The organism is uncultured Erythrobacter sp. (genome assembly GCF_947499705.1).
Taxonomy (GTDB): Bacteria; Pseudomonadota; Alphaproteobacteria; order Sphingomonadales; family Sphingomonadaceae; genus Erythrobacter.
The window spans coordinates 609,798-620,412 of the sequence record NZ_CANMPJ010000002.1 but is presented as its reverse complement, the minus strand read 5'-3'; the positions used below and the strand labels follow the sequence as shown (position 1 = coordinate 620,412).

The following is a 10,615-nucleotide window of genomic DNA, read 5'->3' as shown; positions in this document are numbered from 1 at the left end:
GAAAAGGATTATCCGGCTACAGCTTTGCGACGCAGATCGCGTGCCTTGGTGAGGATAATGTCTTCGAGTTTCTGCACGGTGGCTGCCTGAACCGGCGCGTCCACCCAATTGCCTGCCTGTGCCACCTGACGGATCGCCGCAACACGGAGCGCATCGGCCCGCAAGTCCTGGTCGAGGATCGTGATGGTCAGCTTCACGCGCTCTTCGGGATTTGACGGGTTCGCGTACCAATCGGTCACGATCACGCCGCCTGCGCTGTCGGCCTGCAGCAGCGGCGCAAAACTCACTGTTTCAAGCGAAGCGCGCCACAGGAATGCGTTGACGCCGATGGCGTTGACCTGAGCCGCTTGTAGCTCAGTCGTCGGGCGATCATTGCCTCCACATGCGGCAAGCGGAACCAGCGCAGCGGCAGCCAGGAGCAGCTTGGTCGAGCGGGTGTAGGTTGAGATTGCGCGTGTCACGGAGGCGTATTCCTTTGTCAGTACGCTTGGCTCTATAATGGCAGCGGACGTGGCGGCAAGCGCCGAAACCGGTTCAAGCCGGGGAAATTCATACCTGCGAACTGCGCATCCGTGCCTTTCAGAACGCTGAATTGGGGCGAAATCGGGTTAGCCAACGCCGGCTTCTGTGTGCCCAGAGCAACAGGTCGGGCAGGACTCGCGCCGGTCCTGACAGAAATGATTGCGAAGAAGTTCGTCACGAATCTATAATTTTGTGATATTGGGAACGACTCAGGGTAGGTTCAGGCGAAAGTTGCTTTTGCCGTAACGTAAAAACCGCCCAGACAGGGGAAGCTAGACCACGATGGCACGTATGGACGCCAAGACAGCGATGAAGCAGCGCAAGCTGCCGCTGATTGCGGCTGCCGGTGCGCTTGCTCTTGTGCTTCCATCGACCGGCCTTGCGGTTGTTTCCCTTGGCGATGGCGCCGAGAAAATTGAAACAGCCGCGCTGGATTTCTTCACGCCCGCTTCGGTCGATCCCGAGCTGGCCGCGCGTATCGCCGGCAAGGCCCGTGAAAAGGGAATTCGCTTCACTCCCGCAGGATCACAGCCGATCCAGGGTGAGCGCACAGTGACTGTTGCCGTCCGGATCGACAGCGAAACCGCCCAGGCGATTTCGGTCCGTTCCGCGATCGAAGCTGTCCCGAGCGCCAGCGAAAATATCGCAGCCTTGCAGCCAAGCCGCTACAATCTCGGTACTGCGCGAGGGTATCAGAGCTTTGCTCGTCCCGTTGTCCTTCCGGACACGGTTCGCGATCTGAGTGTGCCTGATCTGACCGAGTTCGAACCCGCGCGTCCGACTCGCGAAGACAAGCCAAGCCGGTTGCAGCCGCGCATCGCGCTTGAAGACGAGCAGATTGCCGGTCGTTCGGAAAACACACTCGATTCGCTCGGTGCACAGACCGTCGATGTTGGCGGCTCATTCAGCCTTTCGCCGAATCTCGACGTGACCGCCGGTGTGCGCCTTTCGCAAGAGCGCGACCGCCTCGATCCGCTGACCAATTCGGTGCAGGACAGTCAGGCTGTCTATGTCGGGACGCAGATTCGCTTCTGATTGGCGGTCCGCTGACCGCATTAATTCGTATGCAAGACCTCGCTCCGGCGGGGTTTTTTGTTGCCCGACGTTACGGCACGGCTAGATACAAGGCTCAGCATCCCACAGGAGAACCACGATGGGCCGAGTAGCGATTGTCACCGGAGGAACGCGCGGAATCGGAGCCGCGATCTGCAACCGGCTCCAGCGGCAAGGTCATACAGTGATTGCCAATTACGGTGGCAATGATGACGCGGCCAAGGCGTTCTCGGAAGAAACCGGCATTGCATCACACAAATGGGATGTTGGCGATCACGAAGCGTGCCTTGAAGGGTGCGCCAAGGTTGAGGCTGAATACGGCCCCGTCGATATCGTCATCAACAATGCCGGGATCACGCGCGACGGTACGCTGCACAAGATGAGTTATGACGATTGGCACGATGTCATGCGCGTCAATCTGGGCGGGTGCTTCAACATGGCGAAAGCGACCTTCCCCGGCATGCGGACACGCAAATGGGGCCGGATCGTCAATATCGGCTCGATCAACGGACAGGCCGGGCAATATGGCCAGGTCAATTACGCCGCCGCGAAGTCGGGCATTCACGGCTTTACCAAGGCGTTAGCGCAGGAAGGCGCGAAGGCTGGCGTCACCGTCAACGCCATTGCGCCAGGCTATATCGACACCGACATGGTCGCCGCTGTGCCGGAGCCGGTACTGGAGAAGATCGTCGCCAAAATCCCCGTCGGCCGCTTGGGTCAGGCAGAGGAAATCGCGCGCGGCGTTGCCTTCTTCACCTCCGAAAACGGCGCGTTCATGACCGGATCGACCATGAGCATTAATGGCGGCCAGCACATGTATTGATGCCAGCCGGGCCGCTATCCGTCTGAAATACCGTGCCTAACAGCGGAATCTTCCCGCACTTTGGTAATTCGTTAACCACACTAGGTTAGCTTCCATTATCCAAAGGTGGGGTGAGTGAGGGGCTAAGGCGCATTATGGCCGAGATGGTATCAGTAACTTCGGGGCCGACAATCGGCGATGTAGCGAGCGACGAACATCGCGCCGCAGTAGGTAAGTCAGCCCATAAGTCAGCAATGCTGCGCATCGCGAAAGTGGTGTGTCAGACCGGCGAATATGTGTGCCTGATCCGCGATCTGTCGGAGCTCGGTATTGGCCTCAGCTTCCTGCACGAAGCCCCGTCCGAACCGCGCATCATCCTACAATTGACCAACGGGCTTACCTATCCGCTGGAGCGGGTCTGGGCTGGCAAACGTCAGGCAGGCTATCGTTTCGGCAGCGAGATCTCGCTCGACGAATTTCTGCACGAAGAAAGCCCGTTCGAAAATCGCCCGATCCGGCTGGATATCACCGCCGAAGCCCGCATCACCGACGGACGGGCAATCACACGGGTGAAGCTGATCGACATTTCGCGCGAAGGTGCGAAGTTCGAAAGCGACGCCGCGCATCCCGAACAGCGGCTGGTCAGCTTCGAAGCGCTTGGCCTGCCCCAGCGACTTGGTCAGGTCCGTTGGCAGGAAGACACGACCTTCGGCATGCAATTCCAGCATCCACTGGAAATTCAGGAGCTGGCGACCATGGCCATGCGCTCGCAGCCATTCGATACACCTCTGGCCGACCGGCTGGGTGGAGCATTGGCAAAGGCTCGGGCTGCCTGACCGGCTTGGTATTCGGCACCGGTCACCCTAGATCGGCTGCGCAATGCCCGGTCCCGAACTCAGCGAAGCCGATATCAGCGCCATCATCGAAATGGCGCTGAGCGATCATGTCAGTTTCGCAGATATCAACGCGCAATTCGGACTGTCCGACAGCGAAGTCAAAACGCTCATGCGCAGTAATTTGAAACCGAGCAGTTATCGCACCTGGCGCAAGCGCGTCCGCACGTTCGGCGACCGGCGCGAGCACTACAAATAAGTCAGAGGCGCTTGGCGGACTGAGTTCAAGGCACGCGGAATTTCTGACGCGCCGCTTCCACTTTGTTGCGCGCATCGCATCCCGGCGCATGATCGTTGATCAGCCCCATCGCCTGCATGAAAGCGTAGGCAGTCGTCGGCCCGACAAACTTCCAGCCGCGCTTCTTCAACTCTTTCGAAATGGCTGCCGATGCCTCGGTAGAGGCGGGCATATCCACCCCATCCCACAGGCGATCTTGCGGTTCGAATTGCCAAAAGAAGTGAGCGAGCGAGCCTTCATCCGCGACCATTTCAATCGCTCGCTGAGCGTTGTTGATTGTCGCTTCGATCTTTCCGCGATGACGGATGATTCCAGCATTGTGCAGCAGCTTTGCGACATCCTCGTCGGTGAAGCGGGCAACGGCATGGAAGTCGAAGTCGCAAAAGGCCGCGCGGAAATTCTCCCGCTTTTCCAGAATCGTGCGCCAGCTCAGCCCGGATTGGAAACCTTCAAGGCATATCTTCTCGAACAGGCGCCGATCATCGCCGACCGGATAGCCCCATTCTTCATCGTGATAACGGCGGTATTGCGGCGTGGCATCGGACCAGCCGCAGCGCATGGTCCCGTCTTCGCCTTTGGCGATGTCAGCCACGCCCGTCTCCGATCAGTTTCCTACAGCTACTCGCGCACGTATCATGATCGCGGCTCTTTCACATCGTCGACTTAACCGTTCGCGGGCTAAAATGCGCCCTCGACAGCGCGTTTCGTGTTGGACAAGTGTCAACTTCGCATTTGGGCCGTATTTGATCGCAATTTCAAAGGCTAACGCTCCAACAGTGAAGGTGACATAGTGTCAATTCTGTCAATTTCGCGCGGCAGCGGACAGGCGCGGCAATGTTTGCTATCCGGCACCGCGATGCTGCCATCATTCTATCATCCACCCGTTAAACGCTCGATCCAGATCGCCGGACACAAGACTTCGATCAGCCTGGAACCGCTGTTCTGGGACATGCTGCGCGATGCTGCCGAGGGCGAAGGCGTGCCAATCAACGCATTGGTCGCCCGTATCGACGCCGAGCGGATCAAATCCGAGACCCCGCCGGGGCTGGCGAGCGCTATTCGGGTGTGGCTGGTCAGCGAGCGCCTGAAATGATCGAAATCCAGCCTTATGATCCCGCACACTTTGACGGCGTGGATCGATTGTGGCGTGAGGTGTTTCCAAATGATCCACCGCGCAATCAGGCTGGTTCAGCGATCCCGGTAAAACTTTCACTTAAAGATGGATTGTTCTGGGTGGCGATCGAACGAGAGGACGCGGTCGTCGGAACCATCATGGCGGGGTGGGACGGCCACCGAGGATGGCTCTATTCTGTCGCTGTTGACCCGCACAAGCAGCGCGCGGGAATAGGGCGGCAGCTAGTCGAGCACGCAGTTCAAGAGTTGCGCCGCCGGGGCTGCGGGAAAGTCAATCTGCAGATCCGTGCTGGAAATGACGCGGTGGAAGCCTTCTATGCAAAACTGGGTTTCCAGACCGAGGCGAGAATTTCGATGGGCCGCGAAGTCTAGTCCCCCTATTCCGCGATCAGTCGTCGCCAACTCGCTCGATATTCGCGCCGACAAGTTGGAGTTTTTCCTCCAGCCGCTCGTAGCCGCGATCGAGGTGATAGATCCGGCGAACGGTGGTCTCGCCTTCGGCTGCCAGCGCCGCGATAATCAGACTCATCGAGGCGCGCAGGTCGGTCGCCATGACTTCGGCGCCCGTCAGATCAACCGGGCCTTTGACAATCGCAGTGCGGCCTTCGGTCGCGATATCCGCGCCCATCCGTGCCAGTTCGGGCACATGCATGAAGCGATTTTCGAAGATCGTTTCTTTCAGAACACTGGTGCCCTCGGCCTTGCACAGCAGGCTCATCAATTGGGCCTGCATATCGGTGGCGAGACCGGGGAACGGAGCGGTGGTAAGATCAGTGGGTTGGAGTGCTCCGTTGGATTTCACGGTCACACCTTTGGCATCCTCTTCGACATGAAGGCCGATTGCGCGCAGTGCTGCCAACGTCGAAACCATGTCGTGCGCATTCGCCCCTTCGAGCCGCACGTCGCCACCGGTGATCGCTGCGGCGCAGGCATAGGAGCCGGCTTCAATCCGGTCGGCCATAACCTTGTAGGTTGCGCCATTGAGCCGCTTCACCCCGTGGATCGTCAGGTCGGAAGAGCCGATCCCTTCGATTTCGGCGCCCATCGCGGTGAGGAGATTGCACAGATCGACAATCTCGGGTTCGCGCGCGGCATTGAACAAGCGGCTTGTGCCATTCGCCAGTACCGCTGCCATCAAGGCGTTCTCGGTCGCACCGACTGAGACCACTGGAAAATCGAAATCGCCGCCGGGCAATCCGCCATCGGGCTGCATGGCTTTTACGTAACCCTGCGCCATCTCAATCTCGGCGCCAAAGGCTTCGAGCGCCTTGAGGTGCAAGTCGATCGGCCGGTTTCCGATCGCGCAGCCGCCAGGCATGGATACGGTAGCCTCTCCCATCCGCCCTAGCATCGGCCCAAGCACCAGAATCGAGGCGCGCATTTTGCGAACCAGATCATACGGCGCGACGGTCGACGTGATCCGTGTCGCCTCCATCGTCATGACCCGACCGAAATCCTCCGGACGCGTCCCTTGGATCGCGGTAGTCACCCCGAATTGGTTCATCAAATGCTGAAAGCCGTCGATGTCAGCCAGCCGCGGCAAGTTGCGTAGAGTCAGCGGTTCTTCCGTCAGCAACGCGCAGGGGATCAGCGTCAACGCAGCGTTCTTGGCCCCGGAAATCGGGATCGTACCCGACAGGCGATTGCCGCCTTTGATAATCAGTTTATCCATGACGCATCGCCTTAGCGGATCATGCCTTTCGCGCAACTGACGCGGAGGACCATTATCCTCGACATTGACCTACCGCTGCTCGGACGGCACGACAGTCGAGCAATCAGGGAGCCTCTTTCATGACGTCGCACAAGCCCATCAAAAAAGCCGTCTTTCCCGTCGCCGGGCTCGGCACACGCTTCCTCCCAGCAACCAAAGCGATCCCGAAGGAACTGCTCCCAATCGTTGATCGCCCTCTGATCCAGTACGCGGTCGACGAAGCGCGCGAGGCCGGGATCGAACAGATGATCTTTGTCACTGGTCGCGGCAAAACTGCGATCGTCGAGCATTTCGATGTCGCGTATGAGCTCGAGGACACGATGAGCGAGCGCGGCAAGGATATGAGCGTGCTCGATCCGACCCGGGCTACGCCGGGCGATATCATCACCGTTCGCCAGCAAGTGCCGCTGGGTCTGGGTCACGCGATCTGGTGCGCGCGGGCAATCGTTGGCGACGAGCCATTCGCGATCTTCCTCCCCGATGAGCTGATGATCGGCAAGAAAGGCGGGACTGGCTGCATGAAACAGATGGTCGATGCCTATAATGAAGTAGGCGGCAACCTGATCAGCGTGCTCGAAATTCCGATGGAGGAAGTGTCCAGCTATGGCGTGATCCAACCCGGTGCAGAACAAGGCTCGCTGACCGAAGTGACTGGCTTGGTGGAGAAGCCGCCGGTCGCCGAAGCGCCTTCGAACAAGATCATCTCAGGACGCTACATTCTGCAACCGGAGGTCATGCGCACTTTGGAAAACCAAGGCAAAGGCGCTGGTGGAGAGATTCAGCTGACCGACGCGATGGCGCGGATGATCGGTACACAGCCGTTTCACGCGGTCACGTTCGACGGCAATCGCTACGATTGCGGCAGCAAGGTTGGCTTTGTCGAGGCGACGTTGGCACTGGCACTGGAACGCGAAGACATGGGCGCGGATGTTCGCGCCATGGTCCAGAGACTGCTCGGTTAAGTGTCCTTGCCAAAAATGTCGCCGGTCATACGTGCGATCATCTCATCGTCGAACTGCCAATCCTGAATCAGATATTTCGGATGCAGCGCAGCGTTGAGGCAAGCCAGATGGACGCTTCCGCCCTGACTCATCCCTGTCTCGGGATCGAGCGAGACATCGATGGACGTGAATTCCTGGCCCATTCCCTTGCCGCAGATCCAGCACGGGCTGAGGTTGGGCTTTGGAGCTTTCTTGGCAGGTTTCTTAGCCGTCGCAAGCGGCTGATTAAGCCGATCGATCAGGTCGGTCATCGCAAGATTGAAGCCCGCACGATCATCGGACTCTGCCCAAAGGTCGCTTAGCTCGCTGTCGGAGATCACCATCGACACGCTGTCGCGCGCATTGTCGAACAATTCGTCCGGCGGCGGTCCAAAGGCATGGACTGTCTGTGCCAGATCGTCCGGCATGTCCTGATGCCGATGGCCGCGCATTGCCGCCACGCATTCGCCGACCACGATCACGCGGCAGGCCTTGTCGACGTCCAATGCCGCGCCGACATCGTGCAGTCGAACTTCGTTAGCTAAATCGTCGAGGGACCGGATTTCACCAGCGAAATCCAATGCATCGTCGTTTTCGAAGGAACCCGTGCCCCATACGCCCATAAAGCAAACCTCCCGGATGGCGGTGCGCTATCCGGGAGGCCTTGCGATGTAGTAAAGATGGGGTGAAGTTATTCGGCGGCTTCATCCGTCGGCAAGTCGTCTGGCGAAGTCCCGTCTTCGATCCCATCATTCGCGATGAATTGCGGTTCTTCCGCCTTAGGTTCCCCAGCAGGGTCTTCAGCCGCAGCCTCAACCAGGCTGCCGAGCGAAGAACCGTTCAAGCCCAATTCCTTCATCAACCCGTCAAGCACGGGTGCCTGAGCGCGGTAGGCCAATGCGGCTGACACAGCGTCGGTCGCAAGGTTGCCCGAACCGCCTCCAACTGCGCCGCCGCCATCGTTGGCCGCGCCGCCTCCGGAACCGCCATTGGTGAGCCCGTCGACCTGAACGATCTTGATCGAGTCGATTGCCTCCATCGGCTTTGCGCTTTCCTTGATGACCTCGGGCAGCACTTTGAGCAGCGCCAGTTTGGTCTGCAGGCTGATCTGATCCATCGACAGGATGTTTGCCGCTTCGTTGATCGCTTCCTGACCGGCGGCTTCGACTTCAAAGCGCACTCGGTCGGCTTCGGCGCGCAGGACTTCGGCGTCGGCATCCCCCTTCGCCTCGAGCCTTGCAGCCTCGGCACGGTTGGTCGCCGCGTCCTTCTCTGCTTCAGCTTCAACCTTGATGCCGATAGCTTCACGTTCAGCCTGCTTGGCCGCTTCGATCAGCTCGATCTTCTTCTGACGTTCAGCAATCTCGCTTTCACGTGCAGTCGCGACTTGCTCTTCAGCCGCAACAGCCTTGGCACGGGCAGCATCGGCTTCGGCCTTGGCCTGGCTTTCTTCGCGAGACTTGTTCTGGACCGCGATCTGCTGTTCCTGACGAGCGATTTCGAGAGCGCGCACCTGATCGATCCGGGCCTCTTCAACCGAGCGATCAGCTTCGATCTGCTGGCTGTCGACCAGTTTCTTGGCTTCGATCTTCGCAGCGTCGGCTTCGCGCTGGCGCTCGGCCTGTTCGCGAGCAATCTCCGCCATTTGCGCGGCACGGCGCACTTCGACTTCGCGTTCTTGAGCAAGCCGTGCGTATTCCTGATCGCGCCCGATTTCGAACGATTTGGTATCGGCTTCGAGGTTTTTCGTCTCCATCTGGACACGCGTGTCCTGCTCGATGTCGTTGCGCAGTTTCTTGCGCGCTTCGATCTGTTCGGTGAGCTTGGTCAGGCCTTCGGCATCGAACGCGTTGTTGGCGTTGAAGTGCTCGATTGAGGTCTGGTCCAGCCCAGTCAGAGAGACCGATTCCAGTTCGAGGCCGTTCATCGCGAGGTCGTTTGACGAAACCTGCTGCACCTTCTGAACGAAGTCCGCACGCTGTTCATGCAACTCGTTCATGCTCATCCCCGCCGCGACCGAGCGCAGCGCGTCGACGAATTTACCCTCGACGAGATCCTTGAGCATTTCCGGCTGCATCGTGCGTTGACCCAACGTTTGCGCCGCCATCGCAATCGCGCCTGCATCCGGGCGAACGCGGACATAGAATTCCGCCTTCACATCGATCCGCAAACGGTCGAGCGTAATCAGAGCTTCGCCATCGCGGCGTACAACCGCGAGCACCAGAGTGTTCATGTTGACCGGCATGGTCTCGTGGAACACCGGAAGAACCAGCGCGCCACCATTCATCACGACCTTTTCGCCGCCAACACCGGTCCGCACGAAGGCGATTTCCTTGGAGGCCCGGCGATAAAGCGTGGTGAGGAAGAAGATGATCCCGAAAAAGAGGACCAAGACGATCCCGATCCAGACCGCATATTCGACTAGGTAATCCATATTTTCTCCTGTTTCGTTCAGCGCGGCCCTTGGGTTGTCGCGCGACTAATGGTGGTTCCGCCTATTCCAGACCCAACAGCGGATTTTCATACTGGACCCCATAAAAAGTCTCGCCTTCGCGCCGCACCAAGAGGACGGTTTCGCCCTCGTGCAGCTCCGCGGCGGGATCATGCGGTTCAACCATGACAAAATGGGGGTGACCATGCATGTCGATCACCTTTGAACGCGCCGGTGAACCCGTCCGCGCGGTGCCAATCTGAATCTCGGCATCGCGACGGACCAGGCTTTCCAGCCCGACTGCGCTGGTCTCGTCCTTTGGCAGCATGCGCTCCAGTGGACGGGACAGAACACCGTTGACCGGCAACGCTGCTCCTCCTGCGAGGAGAGCTGCGAGCGGCGCGTAAAATGGCGTCCCAAGCAGAGAGATCGCCAATTGCTGTCCTGAGACGCCGATCGCGGCAAACACCACCAGGAACATCATCAGCCAGATCATGAGCGGCACGCGGCCGATCCCGAGCAGACTGAGCCCTCCTTCAAGCAAGCCGCCACTGACGGCGCCATCCGCATCGAAGTCCAAATCGACATCGGCATCGCCTTCGAACAGCTCGCCGAGCCCGATCACCTGAGCGATGACAAGAAACAGCATAAAGCCGATAGCGACGGCAAAAGGCAGGTTGTGCGGTTCGAGCAGGGTCATGTCATTGCACCTGCAACGAAGCACGCCGCAAACACTGCAACGGTCTCGTTCCTGATTTTTCCCATGAACATGGCATTAACACATGTTACGTTGAAATAACAGGAAAATCGTACAATCTTTCGACATAAACCTCATATTGCATCAATATTTT

13 protein-coding genes are annotated in these 10,615 nt (G+C 58.9%); 7 read left to right on the top strand and 6 right to left on the bottom strand.

The window, feature by feature from the left end; translation table 11 throughout:
* Positions 1 to 8 precede the first annotated feature (8 nt).
* Positions 9 to 461 (bottom strand): DUF3576 domain-containing protein, encoded by a 453-nt coding sequence (locus Q0837_RS15935; RefSeq protein ID WP_299296982.1) that lies wholly within the window; start codon positions 459 to 461, stop codon positions 9 to 11.
* Between the two features lie 343 nt (positions 462 to 804).
* Between Q0837_RS15935 and Q0837_RS15930 the strand changes: the two genes are divergently transcribed.
* From Q0837_RS15930 to Q0837_RS15915, 4 genes are all read left to right on the top strand, one after another.
* Positions 805 to 1,557, top strand: a complete 753-nt coding sequence (locus tag Q0837_RS15930; RefSeq protein ID WP_298471033.1) for a hypothetical protein — start codon at positions 805 to 807, stop codon at positions 1,555 to 1,557.
* Positions 1,558 to 1,675: 118 nt separating this feature from the next.
* The gene (gene phbB, locus Q0837_RS15925) at positions 1,676 to 2,398 is read left to right on the top strand and encodes an acetoacetyl-CoA reductase (RefSeq protein WP_298471031.1); all 723 of its coding nucleotides are present in this window, start codon (positions 1,676 to 1,678) and stop codon (positions 2,396 to 2,398) included.
* Between the two features lie 134 nt (positions 2,399 to 2,532).
* Positions 2,533 to 3,213: a PilZ domain-containing protein gene (locus Q0837_RS15920; RefSeq protein ID WP_298471029.1), complete on the top strand. Its 681-nt coding sequence runs from the start codon at positions 2,533 to 2,535 to the stop codon at positions 3,211 to 3,213.
* A gap of 43 nt (positions 3,214 to 3,256) precedes the next feature.
* Complete coding sequence (locus Q0837_RS15915; RefSeq protein ID WP_298471027.1) at positions 3,257 to 3,469, top strand: TIGR03643 family protein; 213 nt, start codon at positions 3,257 to 3,259, stop codon at positions 3,467 to 3,469.
* A 25-nt stretch (positions 3,470 to 3,494) separates the two neighbouring features.
* Here Q0837_RS15915 and Q0837_RS15910 read toward each other — a convergent pair whose 3' ends face one another.
* On the bottom strand, positions 3,495 to 4,100 hold the full coding sequence (locus Q0837_RS15910; RefSeq protein WP_298471026.1) for a DNA-3-methyladenine glycosylase I: 606 nt from the start codon (positions 4,098 to 4,100) through the stop codon (positions 3,495 to 3,497).
* 267 nt (positions 4,101 to 4,367) lie between these two features.
* Here Q0837_RS15910 and Q0837_RS15905 point away from each other — a divergent pair, with 267 nt between their 5' ends.
* Positions 4,368 to 4,601 (top strand): ribbon-helix-helix domain-containing protein, encoded by a 234-nt coding sequence (locus tag Q0837_RS15905; RefSeq protein WP_298471808.1) that lies wholly within the window; start codon positions 4,368 to 4,370, stop codon positions 4,599 to 4,601.
* Complete coding sequence (locus tag Q0837_RS15900) at positions 4,598 to 5,014, top strand: GNAT family acetyltransferase (RefSeq protein ID WP_298471025.1); 417 nt, start codon at positions 4,598 to 4,600, stop codon at positions 5,012 to 5,014. Before Q0837_RS15905 ends, Q0837_RS15900 begins: the two co-directional genes overlap by 4 nt.
* A gap of 16 nt (positions 5,015 to 5,030) precedes the next feature.
* Here Q0837_RS15900 and murA read toward each other — a convergent pair whose 3' ends face one another.
* Positions 5,031 to 6,314, bottom strand: coding sequence for a UDP-N-acetylglucosamine 1-carboxyvinyltransferase (gene murA / locus Q0837_RS15895; RefSeq protein WP_298471023.1), 1,284 nt, complete (start codon positions 6,312 to 6,314; stop codon positions 5,031 to 5,033).
* 119 nt (positions 6,315 to 6,433) lie between these two features.
* Between murA and Q0837_RS15890 the strand changes: the two genes are divergently transcribed.
* Entirely contained in the window at positions 6,434 to 7,315 is an 882-nt protein-coding gene (locus Q0837_RS15890) for a UTP--glucose-1-phosphate uridylyltransferase (RefSeq protein WP_298471021.1), read from the top strand.
* Here the strand turns inward: Q0837_RS15890 and Q0837_RS15885 are convergent.
* The 3 genes from Q0837_RS15885 to Q0837_RS15875 all read right to left on the bottom strand — a co-directional run bounded on the left by Q0837_RS15885 (position 7,312) and on the right by Q0837_RS15875 (position 10,464).
* Positions 7,312 to 7,956, bottom strand: coding sequence for a DUF4259 domain-containing protein (locus tag Q0837_RS15885; protein WP_298471019.1), 645 nt, complete (start codon positions 7,954 to 7,956; stop codon positions 7,312 to 7,314). The two genes, Q0837_RS15890 and Q0837_RS15885, sit on opposite strands and share 4 nt — an antisense overlap.
* A 68-nt stretch (positions 7,957 to 8,024) precedes the next feature.
* Positions 8,025 to 9,767, bottom strand: coding sequence for a flotillin domain-containing protein (locus Q0837_RS15880; RefSeq protein ID WP_298471017.1), 1,743 nt, complete (start codon positions 9,765 to 9,767; stop codon positions 8,025 to 8,027).
* Between the two features lie 61 nt (positions 9,768 to 9,828).
* Complete coding sequence (locus Q0837_RS15875) at positions 9,829 to 10,464, bottom strand: OB-fold-containig protein (protein WP_298471016.1); 636 nt, start codon at positions 10,462 to 10,464, stop codon at positions 9,829 to 9,831.
* Positions 10,465 to 10,615 lie beyond the last annotated feature (151 nt).